Origin of the sequence: Bacillus sp. B.PNR1 (genome assembly GCF_030386235.1) — a bacterium.
Lineage (GTDB): Bacteria > Bacillota > Bacilli > Bacillales > Bacillaceae > Bacillus > Bacillus stercoris.
Window position 1 is genome coordinate 1 of the sequence record NZ_JANYMN010000004.1, and the last position, 19,616, is coordinate 19,616.

General features: G+C 41.9%; 19 protein-coding genes, 2 tRNA genes and 1 rRNA gene. 17 read left to right on the top strand and 5 right to left on the bottom strand.

The features are described from left to right. From rrf to tsaD, 8 genes are all read left to right on the top strand, one after another. A 5S ribosomal RNA gene (gene rrf / locus NZD81_RS18945) occupies positions 1-93 on the top strand; the annotation flags it as partial. A 21-nt stretch (positions 94-114) separates the two neighbouring features. Further along, positions 115-191: transfer RNA gene (locus NZD81_RS18950), tRNA-Met, on the top strand. A gap of 64 nt (positions 192-255) precedes the next feature. Beyond that, positions 256-332 (top strand) — tRNA-Asp (locus NZD81_RS18955). A gap of 180 nt (positions 333-512) precedes the next feature. After that, on the top strand, positions 513-1,490 hold the full coding sequence (gene thiL, locus NZD81_RS18960) for a thiamine-phosphate kinase (RefSeq protein ID WP_282374027.1): 978 nt from the start codon (positions 513-515) through the stop codon (positions 1,488-1,490). 14 nt (positions 1,491-1,504) lie between these two features. Beyond that, entirely contained in the window at positions 1,505-1,981 is a 477-nt protein-coding gene (tsaE, locus tag NZD81_RS18965; protein WP_069149068.1) for a tRNA (adenosine(37)-N6)-threonylcarbamoyltransferase complex ATPase subunit type 1 TsaE, read from the top strand. Next, positions 1,962-2,651 carry a tRNA (adenosine(37)-N6)-threonylcarbamoyltransferase complex dimerization subunit type 1 TsaB gene (tsaB, locus tag NZD81_RS18970; protein ID WP_243572485.1) on the top strand — a complete coding sequence of 230 codons (690 nt, stop codon included), beginning with the start codon at positions 1,962-1,964 and terminating at the stop codon, positions 2,649-2,651. Before tsaE ends, tsaB begins: the two co-directional genes overlap by 20 nt. Before the next feature lie 9 nt (positions 2,652-2,660). Beyond that, entirely contained in the window at positions 2,661-3,116 is a 456-nt protein-coding gene (rimI, locus tag NZD81_RS18975) for a ribosomal protein S18-alanine N-acetyltransferase (protein WP_003243019.1), read from the top strand. Continuing rightward, positions 3,109-4,149 (top strand): tRNA (adenosine(37)-N6)-threonylcarbamoyltransferase complex transferase subunit TsaD, encoded by a 1,041-nt coding sequence (gene tsaD, locus NZD81_RS18980; RefSeq protein WP_014663007.1) that lies wholly within the window; start codon positions 3,109-3,111, stop codon positions 4,147-4,149. The genes rimI and tsaD overlap by 8 nt, the downstream gene beginning before the upstream one ends. A 225-nt stretch (positions 4,150-4,374) precedes the next feature. Here the strand turns inward: tsaD and NZD81_RS18985 are convergent, their stop codons facing one another. Next, positions 4,375-6,303: an ABC-F family ATP-binding cassette domain-containing protein gene (locus NZD81_RS18985; RefSeq protein ID WP_282374028.1), complete on the bottom strand. Its 1,929-nt coding sequence runs from the start codon at positions 6,301-6,303 to the stop codon at positions 4,375-4,377. Positions 6,304-6,428: 125 nt separating this feature from the next. On the opposite strand from NZD81_RS18985, the gene moaC reads away from it, so the two are divergent. Genes moaC through tatC form a run of 4 tightly spaced genes read left to right on the top strand, consistent with a single transcriptional unit; the run spans position 6,429 to position 8,551 of the window. After that, on the top strand, positions 6,429-6,941 hold the full coding sequence (moaC, locus tag NZD81_RS18990) for a cyclic pyranopterin monophosphate synthase MoaC (protein WP_003243499.1): 513 nt from the start codon (positions 6,429-6,431) through the stop codon (positions 6,939-6,941). Further along, positions 6,938-7,585, top strand: coding sequence for a redox-sensing transcriptional repressor Rex (locus NZD81_RS18995; RefSeq protein ID WP_003234073.1), 648 nt, complete (start codon positions 6,938-6,940; stop codon positions 7,583-7,585). Before moaC ends, NZD81_RS18995 begins: the two co-directional genes overlap by 4 nt. Positions 7,586-7,606: 21 nt before the next feature. Continuing rightward, positions 7,607-7,780 carry a sec-independent protein translocase protein TatAY gene (gene tatAY, locus NZD81_RS19000; RefSeq protein ID WP_003234072.1) on the top strand — a complete coding sequence of 58 codons (174 nt, stop codon included), beginning with the start codon at positions 7,607-7,609 and terminating at the stop codon, positions 7,778-7,780. A 6-nt stretch (positions 7,781-7,786) separates the two neighbouring features. Next, positions 7,787-8,551: a twin-arginine translocase subunit TatC gene (gene tatC / locus NZD81_RS19005; RefSeq protein WP_080478173.1), complete on the top strand. Its 765-nt coding sequence runs from the start codon at positions 7,787-7,789 to the stop codon at positions 8,549-8,551. Positions 8,552-8,590: 39 nt separating this feature from the next. Here the strand turns inward: tatC and NZD81_RS19010 are convergent, their stop codons facing one another. Beyond that, on the bottom strand, positions 8,591-8,782 hold the full coding sequence (locus NZD81_RS19010) for a YdiK family protein (protein WP_003225680.1): 192 nt from the start codon (positions 8,780-8,782) through the stop codon (positions 8,591-8,593). Further along, the gene (locus NZD81_RS19015; RefSeq protein ID WP_014663011.1) at positions 8,779-9,513 is read right to left on the bottom strand and encodes a CPBP family intramembrane glutamic endopeptidase; all 735 of its coding nucleotides are present in this window, start codon (positions 9,511-9,513) and stop codon (positions 8,779-8,781) included. The genes NZD81_RS19010 and NZD81_RS19015 overlap by 4 nt, the downstream gene beginning before the upstream one ends. 238 nt (positions 9,514-9,751) lie before the next feature. Between NZD81_RS19015 and groES the strand changes: the two genes are divergently transcribed. Together groES and groL are read left to right on the top strand one after the other, a co-directional pair. Beyond that, a complete protein-coding gene (gene groES, locus NZD81_RS19020; protein ID WP_003155970.1) occupies positions 9,752-10,036 on the top strand; it encodes a co-chaperone GroES in 285 nt (94 codons plus the stop codon). A gap of 44 nt (positions 10,037-10,080) precedes the next feature. Further along, the gene (gene groL / locus NZD81_RS19025) at positions 10,081-11,715 is read left to right on the top strand and encodes a chaperonin GroEL (RefSeq protein WP_069840090.1); all 1,635 of its coding nucleotides are present in this window, start codon (positions 10,081-10,083) and stop codon (positions 11,713-11,715) included. 116 nt (positions 11,716-11,831) lie between these two features. Here the strand turns inward: groL and NZD81_RS19030 are convergent, their stop codons facing one another. Further along, positions 11,832-12,056 (bottom strand): tyrosine-type recombinase/integrase, encoded by a 225-nt coding sequence (locus NZD81_RS19030; RefSeq protein WP_345774689.1) that lies wholly within the window; start codon positions 12,054-12,056, stop codon positions 11,832-11,834. A gap of 414 nt (positions 12,057-12,470) precedes the next feature. Here NZD81_RS19030 and NZD81_RS19035 point away from each other — a divergent pair, with 414 nt between their 5' ends. Further along, positions 12,471-14,381, top strand: coding sequence for an HsdM family class I SAM-dependent methyltransferase (locus NZD81_RS19035; protein ID WP_282374029.1), 1,911 nt, complete (start codon positions 12,471-12,473; stop codon positions 14,379-14,381). Continuing rightward, positions 14,362-15,444, top strand: a complete 1,083-nt coding sequence (locus tag NZD81_RS19040) for a restriction endonuclease subunit S (protein ID WP_282374333.1) — start codon at positions 14,362-14,364, stop codon at positions 15,442-15,444. Before NZD81_RS19035 ends, NZD81_RS19040 begins: the two co-directional genes overlap by 20 nt. A gap of 379 nt (positions 15,445-15,823) precedes the next feature. Here NZD81_RS19040 and NZD81_RS19045 read toward each other — a convergent pair whose 3' ends face one another. Continuing rightward, a complete protein-coding gene (locus NZD81_RS19045; RefSeq protein WP_282374030.1) occupies positions 15,824-18,322 on the bottom strand; it encodes a tetratricopeptide repeat protein in 2,499 nt (832 codons plus the stop codon). Between the two features lie 201 nt (positions 18,323-18,523). On the opposite strand from NZD81_RS19045, the gene gutB reads away from it, so the two are divergent. Beyond that, positions 18,524-19,585, top strand: coding sequence for a sorbitol dehydrogenase (gutB, locus tag NZD81_RS19050; RefSeq protein ID WP_289861048.1), 1,062 nt, complete (start codon positions 18,524-18,526; stop codon positions 19,583-19,585). Positions 19,586-19,616: the final 31 nt, after the last annotated feature.

Here is a 19,616-nt window from a genome sequence, read left to right on the forward strand (position 1 = left end):
CACACCCGTTCCCATACCGAACACGGAAGTTAAGCTCTTCAGCGCCGATGGTAGTCGGGGGTTTCCCCCTGTGAGAGTAGGACGCCGCCAAGCTTTTATCTTAAATTACATCATCGCGGGGTGGAGCAGTTCGGTAGCTCGTCGGGCTCATAACCCGAAGGTCGCAGGTTCAAATCCTGCCCCCGCAACCAAATTATTTTGAATGAAAAAGGAGTGCCCAAAGGGTGCAACCGAAATAATACACTATATAAATATGGTCCGGTAGTTCAGTTGGTTAGAATGCCTGCCTGTCACGCAGGAGGTCGCGGGTTCGAGTCCCGTCCGGACCGCCATTAATGTAAACGAAACGATCATGTTTTCGTTTTTTTTGTGTTTTCTTTTACTGTATCTTCTGCTTGGTGTCTTAGCCAAGCTTTCTTTATATCGGCAACTTCTTGGATATTCTAGCAAAATTCGATAAACTAGGGGGAGCACATATAGGCATAACTAGGGTTGAAAGGAGGTTTTGCTTCATGGATGAATTTGATTTGATACATAGCATTACTCCACGGACCATTCACCATTCTTCCGTTGATGTAGGAATTGGTGATGATGCAGCGCTCTACACTGCGAAACACGGCGTTCAGGAAATTGTTTGTGTTGATACTATGGTAGAAGACGTGCACTTCAAATTACACTATTCCTCACCTGAAGATATCGGGTATAAGGCGTTAGCCGTTAATATAAGTGATATTGCCGCGATGGGCGGCATTCCTAAATATTATTTGGTATCAATTGCGGTACCTTCAAAATGGACTAAAGCTGAAATCAAGGCGATGTATGAAGGAATGAATGAACTGGCGAAACTATATCATATGGATCTGATTGGCGGTGATACAGTCTCTATCTCTGACAAATTAGTCGTAACTGTCACTGTGATCGGTGAAGTAGAAAAGGGAAGGGCCTGTTTACGCAGCTTGGCTAGACCGAATGATATAGTGTTTGTAACGGGTGAAATCGGTTCTTCTGCAGCAGGACTTTCTTTATTGCTGGAAGAGACTAATCTTCAAAACTCATCTGTGGAAACGGATTACTTTATCCACAGGCATAAACGGCCTCAGCCAAGAGTAAGTGTCGGCAGATTGTGCTCAAGTATGAATCGGGCGGCTTTAAATGATATTAGTGACGGATTGGCTAGTGAACTGAACGAGATTGCAGAAGCCAGCTGTGTTTCAATTGAAATTGATGAAAGCATGCTTCCAATTCATCCTGATTTGCCTAAGCTTCATCGTAATTGGAAAGAATGGGCTTTGTTTGGCGGTGAGGATTTTGAGCTGACAGGGACGGTTTCAAATGACGAGTGGGAAGTGCTGAAGCAGGAGTGCGAAACACGTCAACTGCCCATTACAAAGATTGGCCAAGTCAGGAAAAAAACAGAATCCAATGTGATCCTAAAAGCAGATAAAACATCAATGATTTTAGAGAAAAAAGGATATAATCATTTTAAATAAGACAGGTGACTCGTGTGAAGCAATTAAAGTGGAGAACCGTAAATCCTGAAGAAACAAAAGCAATTGCCAAGCTGGCTGCATCGTTTGCTAAACCGGGAGACGTCCTGACATTAGAGGGCGATTTAGGTGCAGGTAAAACGACTTTTACGAAAGGTTTTGCGGAAGGGCTGGGAATTACACGTGTTGTAAACAGTCCGACTTTTACAATTATAAAAGAATATAACGATGGCTCGCTTCCTCTTTATCATATGGATGTATATAGAATGGAAGATGAAAGTGAAGATTTGGGACTCGATGAATATTTTCACGGACAAGGTGTCTGTCTCATTGAATGGGCCCATTTAATTGAAGAACAGCTGCCGCAGGAGCGTCTGCAAATTGTCATCAAAAGAGCTGGTGATAGTGAGCGGGAAATCACCTTTACTGCTGTCGGGAATCGGTATGAAATGCTTTGTGAGGAGATAAGTAGACATGACAATATTAGCAATTGATACATCAAATTATACATTGGGCATTGCGCTGCTTCGAGGAGACACCGTTATAGCAGAATACATTACATACTTGAAAAAGAATCATTCTGTAAGAGCGATGCCTGCTGTTCATTCATTGCTGAGTGATTGTGATATGGCACCGCAGGACCTTTCTAAAATTGTCGTTGCAAAAGGCCCTGGTTCATACACAGGAGTAAGAATAGGTGTGACGCTGGCCAAAACACTTGCTTGGTCTTTAGACATTCCAATTGCTGCTGTATCAAGTCTTGAGACACTTGCGGCAAATGGCCGGCATTTTGAGGGTCTGATCTGCCCAATCTTTGATGCTAGACGGGGACAGGTGTACACAGGTCTGTATGAGTACAAAAATGGGCTTTTAGAGCAAGTTGCTCCGGATCAAAATGTGCTGCTGGCAGATTGGCTGGAGATGCTAAAAGAAAAGGACCGCCCAGTGCTGTTTTTAGGTCATGATACTTCTATTCACAAGCAGATGATCGAGGATGTGCTTGGAACAAAAGGGTTCATTGGAACTGCCGCCCAGCATAACCCGCGTCCTTCAGAATTGGCATTTCTCGGGAAGGAAAAGGAAGCAGCTGATGTTCATAGGCTTGTCCCTGATTACTTGCGGCTGGCAGAAGCTGAAGCGAAATGGATTGAAAGTCAAAAGTAGGGTGATAGGATGAAAACAAAAGCAGCGGTCAGAAATATGCGGCTTGAGGATATAGATCACGTATACGAAATCGAAGCATCCTCCTTTACGTCTCCTTGGACGAAGGATTCGTTTTATCATGAGCTGCTGGAAAACCCGTATGCTCATTATCTCGTGATTGAAAAGGACGGCCATCTAGCTGGGTATTGCGGGATTTGGATTGTGATGGACGATGCCCAAATTACAAATATAGCGATAAAACCAGAGTATCGCGGCCAGTCTTTAGGAGAAACGCTTTTTCGCTCAGCTGTTGAACTGTGCAAAGAAAAAGACGCAAGACGGCTTTCGCTTGAAGTGAGGGTTTCGAATCATCCTGCTCAAGGCTTATATAAGAAATTCGGGATGCAGCCCGGCGGAATAAGAAAGAACTATTATACTGATAACGGGGAAGATGCGTTAATTATGTGGGTGACGATAAATGAGTGAGCAAAAAGACATGTACGTATTAGGAATTGAAACAAGCTGTGACGAGACTGCGGCAGCTATTGTGAAAAATGGAAAAGAGATCATTTCAAACGTAGTAGCCTCTCAAATTGAAAGTCATAAGCGTTTTGGAGGCGTCGTTCCGGAAATAGCTTCAAGACATCATGTTGAACAAATCACTTTGGTTATAGAAGAGGCATTTCGCAAAGCTGGCATGACGTATAGGGATATTGATGCGATTGCAGTCACGGAAGGTCCGGGACTGGTGGGAGCGCTTCTTATCGGAGTGAATGCCGCTAAAGCATTGAGCTTTGCACATAACATTCCGTTAGTAGGCGTTCATCATATAGCCGGTCATATATACGCGAACCGTCTTGTAGAAGACATCGTGTTCCCGGCACTGGCATTGGTCGTTTCTGGAGGCCATACAGAACTGGTTTATATGAAGGAACATGGATCATTTGAAGTCATTGGGGAAACCCTTGATGATGCGGCAGGAGAAGCTTACGATAAAGTGGCGCGGACGATGGGTCTGCCATATCCAGGTGGACCGCAAATTGACAAGCTAGCTGAAAAAGGGAATGACAATATTCCGCTTCCTCGCGCATGGCTTGAAGAAGGCTCTTACAACTTCAGCTTTAGCGGATTGAAGTCTGCAGTGATCAATACGCTTCATAATGCGTCTCAAAAAGGGCAAGAGATTGCTCCGGAAGATTTGTCTGCCAGCTTCCAAAATAGTGTGATCGATGTCTTGGTGACCAAAACAGCACGCGCAGCAAAGGAATATGGTGTCAAACAGGTTCTTTTAGCTGGTGGAGTAGCTGCAAATAGAGGTCTCAGAGCTGCATTAGAAAAGGAATTTGCCCAGCACGAAGGGGTTTCGCTTGTCATTCCTCCGTTAGCGTTATGCACAGATAATGCGGCGATGATTGCTGCCGCTGGCACAATTGCTTTTGAAAAGGGTATTCGCGGTGCATACGATATGAATGGGCAGCCTGGCCTTGAATTGACTTCTTATCAAAGTCTCACGAGATAATAGCGTGAGACTTTTTATTTGTTATTAACAGATAATTCACAATTTATCCACATATCTGTGAGCAATTATAGAGATATAGATGGATAAAGGGCTGAAGTTACTGTTAATCAAGTGGATAAATTCAGAATATTTTGTGGATAATGTGTATAAAGCGCTTACTTCATCTGTTTATAAGGTTATTTTCTGTGGATAAAAAGCACCTCTAAAAAGAGGTGCTTGACTTTTTTAATCTTCTTCTGTGGATAGTTCTTCCCATTCGGACAAAAGGGATTCCAGCTCCTGATTGAGTTTCTCATTGTCTGCATGGATAGCTTGGACTTTTTCATGATCCTGATAGACTTCAGGATCACATAGCAATTCATCATTGCGGCTGATGTTTTCTTCAATGCTCTGAACAGTGGCTTCAATTTCTTCAATTCGACGAAGTCGTTGGCGCTCTTTCTTTTTCCATTCTTTTTCTTCCTCGTAGGAACGTTTGGAGTCAGACTTCACTGTAGCTGGCGTTGTTTCAGTTTCCTCTTGCTGATTCATTTTCTCCAATTCAAGCTGCTCTGTTTTCTTCTCTGTATAATAATCGTAATCTCCCAGATACTCCTCTATATGGCTTGAAGAAAGCTCCAGCACTCTTGTGGCGATTCTGTTAATAAAATATCTGTCATGTGAGACAAATAACAGTGTGCCTGGATAATCAATCAGCGCGTTTTCGAGAACTTCTTTGCTGTCTAAGTCCAGATGGTTTGTCGGTTCATCAAGGATGAGAAAGTTGGCTTTTTGAAGCATCAGCTTAGCTAGAGCCAATCTTGCTTTTTCGCCACCGCTCAGTGAATGGACGGGTTTCAGCACGTCATCTCCGGAGAATAAGAAATTTCCGAGACACGTTCTGATTTCTTTTTCTGGGAGCCCGGGGTACTCGTCCCACATCTCATCAAGGACACGTTTAGAGGAAGTCAGTTCAGCCTGTTCCTGATCATAATAGCCGACACTGACATTTGAGCCGAATGAGATCGTTCCTTGATCTGGTTTTAGGGTGTCTATTAATGTTTTCAGCAATGTCGATTTACCAATTCCGTTAGGGCCGACAAGCGCGGCGCTTTCTCCTCTTGTCAGCATGAATGACACTTCTGTTAAAAGCGGCGGCTGGTTTTCATAGCTGATTGTGAGATCCTGAACACGGAGGACTTCATTTCCGCTCTGTTTTGTAATATCAAAATGAAAGTTTGCGGATTTTTCATCACCAAGCGGTTTTGACATGACTTCCATTCGATCAAGCTGCTTTCTGCGGCTTTGCGCCCTTTTGGTGGTAGAGGCTCTCGCCAGATTTCTGTCTACGAAGTCTTGCAGCTTTGCGATTTCGTCCTGCTGCTTTTCGTACAGTTTAAGATCCTTTTCATACTGCGCGGCTTTTTGGTCGAGATAAGCGCTGTAGTTGCCGTGATACTTTTTGCTTTCGGCTCTTGATACCTCGTATACCTGGTTTACCACTTTGTCCAAAAAGTAGCGGTCATGCGAAACGATGAGAATGGCGCCTGAATAGCCTTGTAAATAATGCTCAAGCCAGGTAAGCGTATCAATATCCAGATGGTTTGTCGGCTCATCGAGAATGAGTAAATCAGGCTGTGTTAACAGAAGCTTACCTAAAGCCAGTCTTGTTTTTTGGCCTCCGCTGAGGCTTTGAACCTGTGTAGAATCGTCAAAATGGCTGAAGCCGAGGCCATGCAGCACAGATCTGACATCCGCTTCATATTGATAGCCGCCTTTATCTTTGAATTCCTGCTGAAGGCGGTCGTAGGTTTTCATGATGCTTTCTAATTCACCCGGGTCAGCTGCCGCCATTTTTTCTTCTATAGCCCGCATTTCCTTTTCCATTGCTTTTAAGTGGTCAAAAACAGTCAGCAGCTCTTCTTTTATGGTAAGCTTAGAATCCAAGCCAGTATGCTGGGCGAGATATCCCATTGTAATATCTTTCGGTTTAATAATTTCGCCCTTTTCATACGAAAGCTGGCCTGCGATAATTTTAAGGAGCGTGGATTTTCCGGCGCCATTTCTTCCTACAATGGCGATGCGATCACGATTTCTGACTTCCAGCTTTATATTGTTTAAAATAGTATCAGCACCAAACGATTTGGACAGCTGATTAACTTGTAAGATCATCATATTATTTCACCTCTGTTATAATAAGTTAAGTGTAGCTTATGAACCAGAAGTCAGCAAACAATACATTGGCCATATAAGACATAGAGAAGAAAATAGTGTATGATCTGTTTAAGGAGAGTTTTAATATGAATGGATTTTCTCATTTTAATGAACAAGGCAGAGCCCAGATGGTGGATATCAGCGAAAAATCTTCGACTGTCCGTACTGCGGCGGCTGTTTCAAGCGTACACATGAAGAATGAGGTGTACGAGAAAATACAGAGTCACGATATCGGCAAAGGAGATGTACTGGCTGTCGCACAGGTGGCAGGCATTATGGCCGCAAAGCAAACGTCGAATATCATTCCAATGTGCCATCCGCTTTCATTGAGCGGGGTAGATATATCGTTTGACTGGAAAATAAAAGAAGCAGAAGTTATACTTCATATAAAAGCACAGGTCAAAACGAAAGGGAGTACAGGTGTGGAAATGGAAGCGCTCACTTCTGCATCGGTGTGCGCTCTTACCGTTTACGATATGTGCAAGGCCCTTGATAAGGGAATGGTCATCGGTCCTACTTTCTTGCTTGAGAAGACAGGCGGGAAAAACGGTGACTTTAAAAGAGAACTATCCGAGTATAATTTGGAGGACCAAAAATGAATAAGGATCAATCAAAAATTCCGCAGGCGACGGCGAAACGGCTGCCGCTTTACTATCGCTTTTTAAAGAATCTGCATGCGTCAGGAAAACAGCGTGTATCATCCGCTGAACTCAGTGATGCCGTAAAGGTTGATTCTGCCACGATTCGGAGGGATTTTTCCTATTTTGGAGCTCTTGGCAAAAAAGGATACGGATATAATGTGGATTATTTGCTGTCTTTTTTTCGAAAAACGCTTGATCAGGATGAGATGACTGATGTCATTTTGATTGGTGTCGGGAACTTGGGAACGGCATTTCTTCACTATAATTTCACAAAAAATAATAACACAAAAATTTCTATGGCTTTTGATATAAATGAGAGTAAAATAGGAACTGAGGTAGGCGGCGTGCCCGTCTATAACCTTGATGACCTTGAACAACACGTAAAAGATGAATCAGTTGCCATTCTTACAGTGCCAGCAGTTGCCGCTCAATCCATTACAGACAGATTGGTTGCGTTAGGAATCAAGGGAATCCTTAATTTTACGCCGGCCCGTTTGAATGTGCCGGAACACATTCGAATTCATCATATAGATTTAGCAGTTGAGCTTCAGTCACTGGTTTATTTCTTGAAGCATTATTCAGTTTTAGAGGAAATCGAATAGAGGGAAAGGAGGAGCCCAAATATGCCGATCGGTCCTGGAAGCCTTGCTGTTATCGCAATCGTTGCTCTGATTATCTTCGGCCCCAAAAAGCTGCCTGAATTGGGCAAAGCAGCCGGAGACACACTTCGTGAATTCAAAAACGCTACTAAAGGATTAACAAGTGATGAAGAGGAAAAAAAGAAAGAAGATCAGTAAGTTAGGATGACACGAATGAAAGTGAATCAAATGTCGCTGCTGGAGCATATTGCTGAGCTTCGAAAACGGTTGCTGATTGTAGCGCTGGCGTTTGTCGTTTTCTTTATTGCTGGATTTTTTTTAGCGAAGCCGATTATTGTGTATCTGCAAGAAACAGATGAAGCGAAGCAGCTTACGCTTAACGCGTTTAACCTGACAGACCCGCTTTATGTGTTTATGCAGTTTGCGTTTATCATCGGCATCGTCCTGACCTCGCCGGTTATTCTTTATCAGCTTTGGGCTTTTGTGAGCCCGGGCCTCTATGAGAAAGAGCGCAAAGTAACGCTCAGCTACATTCCGATCTCTATTTTGCTGTTTTTAGCGGGCTTATCTTTTTCATATTATATTTTATTTCCTTTTGTTGTTGATTTTATGAAGCGGATCTCTCAGGACTTGAATGTCAATCAGGTGATCGGAATTAATGAATATTTTCATTTTCTTCTGCAGCTGACGATTCCGTTTGGACTGCTGTTTCAAATGCCGGTCATCCTCATGTTTTTGACCAGGCTCGGAATTGTGACACCGATGTTTTTAGCGAAAATCAGAAAGTATGCGTATTTTACGCTCTTGGTGATCGCTGCCCTGATTACACCGCCTGAGTTACTGTCCCATATGATGGTGACGGTCCCGCTTTTGATTTTATATGAAATCAGTATTCTGATATCGAAGACCGCTTATCGGAAAGCGCAGAAAAGCAGTGCTGCCGATCAGGACGTGTCTTCCGGGCAATAATAAAAAATCCATTTCTCGGAGAAGAGAAATGGATTTTCTTTATTTCTGGTTCTTTTTGATTTTAAATGAAAAGGCGAACATCTTAAAAGAAATGCTGATGTTGTAAGCGGCGAACACCATCAGCAGGATGGAGTAAAATGACCACATGCTGCCTGGCGAGCTTGCGGCAAGATAAGTAAAGATGCACCCTACGGCAAAGTAGATCATTCCCCAAACTACCGGGTTTCTCATAAAAATAATCCTCCAATAATCAGTTGCATTTGTGTACTCTGCTGTTCAAGGTATTTCTGAACAGGCTCAAGCTGCATGATGACAACGAATGTATTCATCATTAAATGGGCGAAAATCGGCACCCATATCCGTTTTGTTCTCGCATATAAAAAGGCAAAGGTAAAGCCCATTGCTGTATATAGAAGAAGATGCTTCAAATCAGCGTGAACAATACCGAAAATAACCGAGCTAATCAGTCCGGCAAAGAAGAAATTCGTTTTTTCGTACAGCGCCCCGAAAATGATTTTTCTGAAGATGATTTCTTCCAATATAGGCCCGATGATTGAAGAAACGATAATCATGAGTGGGACTGCCTGAATGACATCCAGAATCGCTTGTGTATTTTCTGATTCTCTTCCGATGCCAAATACATAGTATTCAATAGAGCCTGCAATTCCTTGAGAGAAAAGGGCAATGAAAAAACCGGCTATCGCCCAAAGGATAGAAAGTCCGATTGAGTCCTTCTGTCCGTTTCGCAGCGTTTCTTTCGGAACGGTTCTCAAAATGAGAAGAACAATAACGAGACAGGCGATAAAGCTGATGACGGACCATAATCCTTGTGCATGCAGCATATTTTCATCTGTAGGCTGTCCTCCGGCATAACCGAATTTAAATAACAAGGGAATCGCGATTAATGCGGAAAACTGCATGATGATATATGTCAAAATAATAAACCAATACTGTTTTCTCAAATGGTATGTACTCCTTTGTTAAGTGGGTTTCGTTCATCTACAGCTATTGTAACATAATCGGAACGGGGGTGAAAAAGCTAACGGAAAAGCGAGCGGAAAAGAATGATGTAAGCGTGAAAAATTTTTTATCTTATCACTTGAAATTGGAAGGGAGATTCTTTATTATAAGAATTGTGTTAGCACTCTTTAGTGCTGAGTGCTAAAATTACATATTCATACTATTGAGGAGGTTATTACATTGTTAAAGCCATTAGGTGATCGCGTTGTCATTGAACTCGTAGAATCTGAAGAAAAAACTGCCAGCGGAATTGTGTTGCCGGATTCTGCAAAAGAAAAACCGCAAGAAGGCAAAATCGTGGCAGCTGGTTCAGGTCGCGTGTTAGAAAGCGGAGAGCGCGTTGCTTTAGAAGTAAAAGAGGGCGACCGCATTATCTTCTCAAAATACGCAGGTACTGAAGTGAAATACGAAGGTACTGAATACTTAATCTTACGTGAAAGCGACATTTTAGCTGTTATTGGCTAATTCTTAAATAAAAACATTTAAAAATTCGAGGAGGTACTGTAAACATGGCAAAAGATATTAAGTTTAGTGAAGAAGCCCGCCGCGCAATGCTTCGCGGTGTCGATGCACTTGCTGATGCTGTAAAAGTAACTTTAGGACCAAAAGGACGCAACGTGGTTCTAGAGAAAAAATTCGGTTCTCCGTTAATCACAAATGACGGTGTAACAATCGCTAAAGAAATCGAGCTTGAAGACGCGTTTGAAAACATGGGTGCGAAGCTTGTTGCTGAAGTAGCCAGCAAAACAAACGACGTTGCCGGTGACGGTACAACAACTGCGACAGTTCTTGCGCAAGCAATGATCCGTGAAGGCCTTAAAAACGTAACAGCAGGCGCTAACCCTGTAGGCGTGCGTAAAGGTATGGAACAAGCTGTAGCGGTTGCGATCGAAAACTTAAAAGAAATTTCTAAGCCAATCGAAGGCAAAGAGTCTATCGCTCAGGTTGCTGCGATCTCTGCTGCTGATGAGGAAGTCGGAAGCCTTATCGCTGAAGCAATGGAGCGCGTAGGAAACGACGGCGTTATCACAATCGAAGAGTCTAAAGGCTTCACAACTGAGCTTGAAGTTGTTGAAGGTATGCAGTTCGACCGCGGATATGCGTCTCCTTACATGGTAACTGATTCTGATAAGATGGAAGCGGTTCTTGACAATCCTTACATCTTAATCACAGACAAAAAAATCACAAACATTCAAGAAATCCTTCCTGTGCTTGAGCAGGTTGTTCAGCAAGGCAAACCATTGCTTCTGATCGCAGAAGACGTTGAAGGCGAAGCACTTGCAACACTTGTTGTGAACAAACTTCGCGGCACATTCAACGCAGTTGCTGTTAAAGCTCCTGGCTTCGGTGACCGCCGTAAAGCAATGCTTGAAGACATCGCTGTCCTTACTGGCGGAGAAGTCATCACAGAAGATCTTGGCCTTGACCTGAAATCTACTCAAATCGCTCAATTGGGGCGCGCTTCTAAAGTTGTCGTTACTAAAGAAAACACAACAATCGTTGAAGGCGCTGGCGAAACAGACAAAATTTCTGCCCGCGTGACTCAAATCCGCGCTCAAGTGGAAGAAACAACTTCTGAATTCGACAGAGAAAAATTACAAGAGCGTCTTGCGAAACTTGCTGGCGGCGTAGCTGTCATCAAAGTCGGCGCTGCGACTGAAACTGAGCTGAAAGAGCGTAAACTTCGCATCGAAGACGCCCTGAACTCAACTCGCGCGGCTGTTGAAGAAGGCATCGTATCCGGCGGTGGTACAGCGCTTGTAAACGTATATAACAAAGTCGCTGCAGTTGAAGCTGAAGGCGATGCTCAAACAGGTATCAACATCGTGCTTCGCGCGCTTGAAGAACCAATCCGTCAAATCGCGCACAACGCTGGTCTTGAAGGATCTGTCATCGTTGAGCGCCTCAAAAACGAAGAAATCGGCGTAGGCTTCAACGCTGCAACTGGCGAATGGGTAAACATGATCGACAAAGGTATCGTTGACCCAACAAAAGTGACACGTTCTGCACTGCAAAACGCTGCGTCTGTAGCGGCTATGTTGTTAACAACTGAAGCCGTTGTCGCTGACAAGCCAGAAGAAAACGCTGGCGGCGCAGGAATGCCTGATATGGGCGGCATGGGCGGTATGGGCGGCATGATGTAATAGGGGTTTATAAATCCTGTTATATCAACGATTTGTCCAACTGATATATAAATTTGTGTGCTGCTTTGTGTGCATGGTGCACACATGCGACAAACAATAAAAAATAATACAAACGATTAGAGAAGGTCTTCCATTAGTTTATCGAACTTTTGGGAGGCCTTTTCTTCCATGTTGGTGGTCATATGAGCATAGATATTCATTGTGGTATTTATGTCGGTATACCCTAGCCGTTGTAGTATTTCTTTAATGCCTACTTCAGATTCAAGCAATAAAGATGTGTGCGTGTGCCGAAAAGAGTGAGGAGTGATATTCTTTTCAATTCCTCTGCCTTTTTTAGCAATCGTTTAAGACGGGTGTCCACTACCTTTCTTAATTGTGGGTGCCCATCTTCCCGAGCAAAAATAAATTGGTTATCCTTGAAAACAAGGCGATTTTTTAATTTAATCTCGTTTTGTTTGATCTAATGTTTTCAGCATGTTGACCAGCTTATCATTAATACGGATTATATTGTAGGATTTACGGCTTTAATGCTAAATGAAGAAATTGAAAAAGAATAGACCCGCTTCCTAGAGTATTAGGAAGAACTAAAGACACTAACGCACGTATAACAAAAGCACAAATGGAATAAACCCTACTTCCTTAATTGGAGGTAAGGGCTTTTTTGTGTTTAAAATTGACACAATGCAATAAAATATAACTATGTTTACTCTAATATGATAAAATTGACTTATTATTTTGTTTGTAGGTGATGGAAAATGCGTAATGAGGCGAAAACGGATTTGTGGGTTTACGACTTGCTTAAAGAAGCCAAAATTGATTTAGATCCACAAGGGAGCTCGATTAAATCAATCAACGAGGCTTTAAAAACAGCTTCTAAAAAAGGTACAGGGAATGTAGGGTTCCCTGAATATACAGGTGTGGTCAAAGATTTTGTTATTGTTATTGAAAATAAAGCCCGCACTTCAAATCATGAAAAAAGAACTGTAGAAAATATTTTATCTGAAGATCCTGCTTCAGTTACAAATTATGCTGTTAATGGAGCGTTATTTTACGGGAAACATATCGTGGATAAAACAAATTATAATAAAATCATCGCAATTGGTGTTTCTGGAAATGAAAAGAGGCATAAAATAAGTCCAATTTTCATTAACGAACGTGGTGATTATAAAGAACTTCCTGAAGTAGAGACATTCATATCTTTTAATGAAGATAATATCGATGAATATTATATGAGAGAAATTCTTGAAGAAGATACATATACAGAAAAAGAAACAAAAGAAATATTAAAAGATGCTGCCACTCTACATGAAGATTTGAGAAATTATGGAACGATTCAAGATAAAGATAAGCCTTTAGTTGTTTCTGGGATACTATTAGCTTTAAGAGAGATGGAGTTTGGCAACTTCTCTATTAATTCTTTAGTGGGTGATACTAATGTCACTGATGGCCAAAAAATATATAAAGCAATAGAAGATAACTTGAGCCGTTCAAATGTTTCTCCGACCACTAAAAAAGATAAAATACTTAGCCAGTTTTCAGTTATAAGAGATAATACACAAATAAATCAAATAAACTCTACTCTGGATAAAACTCCGTTGAAACATTATACAGAATTTTTATATAAAAATATCTATCAAAGTATTCGCTATAACAAAAGTGGCGAAGATTACATAGGTCGATTTTATGGGGAGTTTATGTCCTATTCAGGCGGTGACGGACAAACTTTAGGTATAATTCTTACTCCAAGACATATTACTGAATTGTTTTGTGACTTAGTTGATTTAAAACCGGATGATAAAGTTTTAGATCCTACTTGTGGTACTGGCGGTTTTTTAATTTCTTCATTGCACGTTATGCTTCAAAAAGCAGAAGATGATTATCAGAGAAATCGTATTAAAAAAGAGCAACTAATAGGAATAGAACTACAAAGTTATATGTTTACAATCGCAACTACTAATATGATTCTAAGGGGTGACGGAAAAAGCAACCTAGAAAACACAAATTTTTTAACTTCTAACCCAGCCCAACTGCAATTAAAAGGTTGTACAGTTGGCATGATGAATCCTCCGTATTCTCAAGGTTCAACAAAGAATCCAGATTTGTATGAACTATCATTTACTGAGCATTTATTAGATTCAATAGTAGAAGGTGGACGAGTAGCAATCATTGTCCCGCAAAGCTCAATGACAGGAAAAACAAAAGTAGAAAAAGAAATAAAAGAAAACATACTTAAAAACCATACTTTAGAAGGGGTTATCAATTTAAATAGAGACACTTTCTATAGTGTTGGTACTAATCCTTGTATTGCTGTCTTTACGGCTGGAGTTCCACACCACGAAGACAAGATATGCAAGTTTATTGATTTTCAAGATGATGGTTACGAAGTATCAAAACATGTTGGATTGGTTGAAACGCCTTCTGCAAAAGACAAAAAGCAAAAATTGTTGGATGTTTGGTTCAATCGTATAGAGGCCACGAATGATTTTTGTGTAGAAACCCGTGTTCAGGCTGATGATGAATGGCTACATTCTTTTTATTATTTTAATGAAGATCCCCCGAGCGAAGAGGAGTTTGAAGATACAGTAAGTGATTATTTGTCATTTCAATTAGATATGTTGCTGCATGGACGAGGCTACCTTTTTGAAGATGGTGAAAGTAATGAATGAAATAAAATGGAAGGACTTTAATATTGGAGGAGAAAATGGCTTATTTACAATCGAATCTTCCAATAGTGGGATTGATAAAAATAAACTAACTTCACTGACAGGGGAAACTCCTTATATAACTAGGACAGACCTTAACAATGGAGTAAATTTATTTATTGGTGATGACCAAAAATCACAGTATAAGAAAAACAATGGAAATGTCATTACGATAGGGCTAGATACACAAACAGTTTTTTATCAGGAAAAACCATTTTTCACAGGTCAAAACATCCAAATATTGTCTCACGAAAAGCTAACAAAAAACATTGCTTTATTTATAATTCCTTTATTAAAAATCCAACTTAAAAAATTTAACTGGGGTGGGAATGGTGCTACTTTAACAAGACTAAACAAAACTAAAATTGTACTTCCCTCAACAGCTGAAGGCAATCCTGATTGGGGATATATGGAGAATTACTCACGAAAACAACAAGAATTAAAAAAGCAAAAAATGATAAAGTTTTTAGAAAAGGAACTAAATAAAATTGGCGAGTACGAACTTGTGAAATTGAACGAAGTTAATTGGGGTACCTTTAGTATTTCGGATCTCTTTATCCTAAAACGTGGTAACCAAAATAACATGAGTAGTTTAGAAGAAGGAAATTTCCCCTTAATATCGGCACGAAAATTTAATAATGGGTACAAAGGTTTTGTGAATCGGAATGAAAAAGATTCTTTTGAAGGAAAAGTTTTAACAATAAATAATGATGGCGATGGAGGAGCTGGCATAGCATATTATCAACCTTCAGAAATGTTATTAGATACTCATGTTACAGCACTGAAACCAATTAAAGAGTTAAATGAATACTCTTCATTATTTATTGCATGTTCCATAACAAAACAAAGAGACAAGTTTGGTAATGGTTATCCAGTTAGTAACAATCGGCTAAACGCTCAACAAATAATTCTTCCATTAACAGAAAACAACCAAATCAATTTTGAGTTCATGGAGAATTATATAAAACGAATCAAAAAGAATAAGATAGAAAAGGTATTAAATTTTTTAGTGAATAATCTAGGATGAGTTGTTCGATTCACATTAGCAATAAGAAAAGATGACACCTACATATATTTACTAAGGAAGTCATCTTTTTTTGACCATTTACGGGGATGAGTTTTTGTGTGCTATTCGTTTTTGCCATATTTAATCGAAACGTATTAAAAAGTATTTAAAGGCCTTTTTAATTTCTATTTAACTTCTGTTATACCTTAAAATGAATGGACGGCATGATGTAATTAAAAGGATAAGACCCTTGATATACCAAGTTTTTTTTCGTTGATTTCATTTGAAATGTCATAGCGTTCTATCAGAAAGGCCATATTAGTTTACTCCACTGATATGGCTTTTTTGTTTATAAAAGAGAAGGTGTGAGATGTCTAGGATTGACCTCATACTTTCCTAACTACAATGTGATTTCACTTCCTTTAAGTGCCTTATCCAATGGTTCCACCTCTCCCCGAATCCCAATCCCAGGCTCCCAAGAATCAATCAAACGAATCGCTCTCTGATTAGATTCCATCGCTTTCGTTTTCTCTCCTTTACGGTTCAACAGCTGCGCCATCCCGTAAAAATAATAGATCAACTCAACCTGATTGGCGTTATGTTTGTCATAGAGCATTTGCTCAAAGGCTTCTTCCGCTTTTTCAAATTGACCACATTTCACGTAAGCGACACCCAGATTGAAATAGGCTTCTATCGTTTTTTCGCCGCCGTACGTGGAGCTGATTTCATTTGCTGCTTCGTATAATTGAATGGCTTCTTCATGATGACCTCTCGCAAAGCTTAAGTCACCGCGAACAAGCAGGACCCTATGTTGAATCGTGGGGGAAATTGGTTGATCTTCGATTTCGTTTAAAATGGTCTTTGCTTTTTCCTGTTGCCCGGCTTTTAAAAACAGCCTTGCTTTGAGTGCGTGTCCCCAAACCTTTAAATCATGGGCATCGTGAGCGTCTGATTGTTCCAGAGTCTTCAGTCCGGCCTCTATTTGCTGTAAGGCCCCGTCTAAATCATTGACTTCCATCAGTGCCCAGCCTGCTGTGTCGATTCGGAAGAACGCTTCTCGTGTGAGTTGGCCTACTTGATGGGCGACGTCGGCGGCTTTGCGTCCGTATTCGATTCGCAAGGGCAGGTTGATTCTGCTTAGAAAATGGCTGAAGCGGGTGATGAGTTCGATTAGGATTTCTTTTTGATCGGTTTCGCTTGCCCATTTGATGACCTTTAAGATGTTTGGCCATTCTTGTTTCATATGATCTAAGTTCCGTCCCAGCAGGTAGCTCCAATAGATAGAGTTGGGCTGTTCACGCTTTAAATGGGTTTCGGCATAATCAATATAATAGTGCGCCCAGCGATTGCGGGCTTCTTTTTCATATTCGTGCTGTTCGGACAAATGCTGTTCTCCGTAGGCGACAACGGTTTGGTGCGCTAAGTATTGCGTCCTGCCTTGGCGTCGTTCCGGCTGAATCAGCGCATATGACCGCATTTGTTCCATAGCGTAATGAAAACGGCGGGCGTCTAATCCGGCTGCTGCCGCCAGGCTTTTTTCATCAGGCGGCTTGCTGAAAAAGCAAAGCGCCTGCCATAGCTTTCGCGTATCTTCATTGCATCTGTCCCAGGTGCGGCCGAAGAGGAACTCAAACAATTCCAGCAGTGAGTAGCCTGCTTTTCCAAGTTCATGAATCAGCTGCTGAGCGGGTATGTCATCATCTGACATATAGGCGATGCTGAGTGCCATGGCTTTCGGGTTTCCGGCAGTCGCTGAAATGAATTCGTTTTTCAGGCCGGATGATAGATGTAACAGCTGCTCCAGCTTTTCCCGTTTAAGTGGAAGGTTGCATGTTTGTAAGCAGCGGTGCACTTCTTGCTGGAAAAATTCGTTGGCATCTGTTTGTTCAAGGCCGCTCAGCTGAATAGCTGTCATTTCTCCGAAGCTTTCCCGATAGGTTTGTTTTACGTTTTCCCGTGCAGTGAGGAGAACTTTTACGCCTTGTGGAAGGCTTGTGATAAATTCGTGAATGTCACGTTCTGCGGTATCGATGCTGTCAACGATCAGCAGGATCGGTTTTTCTCTAGTGTAATTGGCTAACGCATTGCGGACGACGAATCGTTTTTCATTGATTGATTTATCGATTTGTTCTGTGCGTCCGAGCTGATAGGCGATCGTATTTAAAAAATCGCTAAAGCTCAATCCTTTCCAATCAGCGCTAACCCAAATGATGCTGTTGAATGCGGGCCAATCTGAAGTATCGTCGACACAGGAATAGGCGGCTTCAAGAGCGACTGTGGTTTTACCCATACCGGCCCAGCCGGTAATTAAACAAACTGGTGACGGAGAAAGCATCCATTGCCGTATTGCTTCCATATCAAAGCTGCGTCCGATAAAGTGCACGGACCAGCGTGACGGTAGGTTATGCGTGATAGGCTGCTCTGTAAGCGCATTCGTTTCTTGGTTAGGTCTGTCATGAAAAAGCCGCTTTACTGCTTTTTCTATATCGTCATCATGGGGAGCTCCGAATGACCCGTCTTTTCGCAGCGTTTTTGCTTTTTTCAAACAAGACGCTGCCCATACAGGCAATGCGGGTTTGATGACTGGGATGGTGGTGGTTTCCAGCAGGTCGGTCAACCACTCAATATCGAAGTCGGTCTTTTCGAGAATGATCCAGATCATCCCGAACAGTTTTCCGTCCTCAATTCTTCCCGGAATGTAGTTTACCCCCATCTGACCGATCCAGCTTTTGATCGTGTTTGGGGAGACTCCCAGCTGGAGTGCGATTTTATCTATGTAAGACTGTCCTGTTTTTTCGTTCTTTTTCCTTCTGACTTTATAATCAGGATGAAGTTTTAGCGTTTTGACGCCAGGTGCCAGCAGTTGTGCAAATTGTTTTCGGTTTTCAAGTTCAGCCATAAGCCTGCACCTCCTATTAGTACTATTTTATCAATTCAGCGTTTTTTGTATATGAAAAAATAAAAGTACAGTGCCGCTGTCCTTTTATACAGCAGGAAAGGCTGTTGAACGTCTTGAAAAGCAGATAAAATGGGGGCAGTAACAGAGAAAACAAAAATGTATGCACTTACATTTTATTTTCTAAAGAAAGGAATTTGCCAAATGACTCACACAGTACCTCAGAACATGAAAGCGGCTGTTATGCACAGCACAAGAGAAATCAAAATCGAAACAGTGCCTGTGCCTGACATCAATCATGATGAAGTGTTGATTAAGGTGATGGCTGTCGGAATTTGCGGATCAGATCTGCATTACTATACAAATGGCCGAATCGGCAACTATGTAGTGGAAAAACCATTTATCCTAGGCCATGAATGTGCAGGTGAAATTGCCGCTGTCGGATCATCCGTCGATCAATTCAAGGTGGGAGACCGCGTCGCTGTAGAGCCGGGTGTTACGTGCGGACGCTGTGAGGCGTGCAAAGAAGGACGCTATAATCTTTGCCCGGATGTACAGTTTTTGGCTACACCGCCGGTAGACGGCGCGTTTGTCCAATATATCAAAATGCGGCAGGACTTTGTTTTCTCTATCCCAGACTCACTTTCTTATGAAGATGCTGCGTTGATTGAGCCGTTTTCTGTCGGCATTCATGCAGCGGCAAGAACGAAGCTGCAGCCCGGATCAACAATTGCGATTATGGGGATGGGACCTGTTGGGTTAATGGCCGTTGCCGCAGCTAAAGTATTTGGGGCAGGCAGAATTATCGTCACTGACTTAGAGCCACTGCGGTTAGAGGCTGCGAAAAAAATGGGAGCGACTCATGCCATTAATATCCGTGAACAGGATGCGCTTGAAGAGATTAAGACGATCACGAATGAAAAAGGCGTTGATGTTGCTTGGGAAACAGCGGGGAATCCAGCGGCACTGCAAACTGCACTGGCTTCTGTGCGCCGGGGCGGAAAATTGGCGATTGTCGGTTTGCCTTCACAAAACGAGATTCCGCTCAATGTGCCGTTTATTGCGGATAACGAGATTGATATTTACGGGATCTTCCGTTATGCCAATACGTATCCGAAGGGAATCGAATTTCTCGCTTCCGGCATTGTGGACACGAAGCATCTTATAACGGACCAATATTCACTGGAGCAGACACAAGAGGCGATGGAGCGGGCGCTTCAATTTAAGAATGAATGTTTAAAAGTGATGGTGTATCCAAATCGCTGAGTGAACAGGGAGGATCTTTGTATTCTCCCTC

Coding starts and splice junctions, on each gene's coding strand:
- thiL (WP_282374027.1), top strand. CDS start 513: ATGGATGAATTTGATTTGATACATAGCATTACTCCACGGACCATTCAC.
- tsaB (WP_243572485.1), top strand. CDS start 1,962: ATGACAATATTAGCAATTGATACATCAAATTATACATTGGGCATTGCG.
- rimI (WP_003243019.1), top strand. CDS start 2,661: ATGAAAACAAAAGCAGCGGTCAGAAATATGCGGCTTGAGGATATAGAT.
- tsaD (WP_014663007.1), top strand. CDS start 3,109: ATGAGTGAGCAAAAAGACATGTACGTATTAGGAATTGAAACAAGCTGT.
- NZD81_RS18985 (WP_282374028.1), bottom strand. CDS start 6,303: ATGATGATCTTACAAGTTAATCAGCTGTCCAAATCGTTTGGTGCTGAT.
- moaC (WP_003243499.1), top strand. CDS start 6,429: ATGAATGGATTTTCTCATTTTAATGAACAAGGCAGAGCCCAGATGGTG.
- NZD81_RS18995 (WP_003234073.1), top strand. CDS start 6,938: ATGAATAAGGATCAATCAAAAATTCCGCAGGCGACGGCGAAACGGCTG.
- tatAY (WP_003234072.1), top strand. CDS start 7,607: ATGCCGATCGGTCCTGGAAGCCTTGCTGTTATCGCAATCGTTGCTCTG.
- tatC (WP_080478173.1), top strand. CDS start 7,787: ATGACACGAATGAAAGTGAATCAAATGTCGCTGCTGGAGCATATTGCT.
- NZD81_RS19010 (WP_003225680.1), bottom strand. CDS start 8,782: ATGAGAAACCCGGTAGTTTGGGGAATGATCTACTTTGCCGTAGGGTGC.
- groL (WP_069840090.1), top strand. CDS start 10,081: ATGGCAAAAGATATTAAGTTTAGTGAAGAAGCCCGCCGCGCAATGCTT.
- NZD81_RS19035 (WP_282374029.1), top strand. CDS start 12,471: ATGCGTAATGAGGCGAAAACGGATTTGTGGGTTTACGACTTGCTTAAA.
- NZD81_RS19040 (WP_282374333.1), top strand. CDS start 14,362: ATGGTGAAAGTAATGAATGAAATAAAATGGAAGGACTTTAATATTGGA.
- NZD81_RS19045 (WP_282374030.1), bottom strand. CDS start 18,322: ATGGCTGAACTTGAAAACCGAAAACAATTTGCACAACTGCTGGCACCT.
- gutB (WP_289861048.1), top strand. CDS start 18,524: ATGACTCACACAGTACCTCAGAACATGAAAGCGGCTGTTATGCACAGC.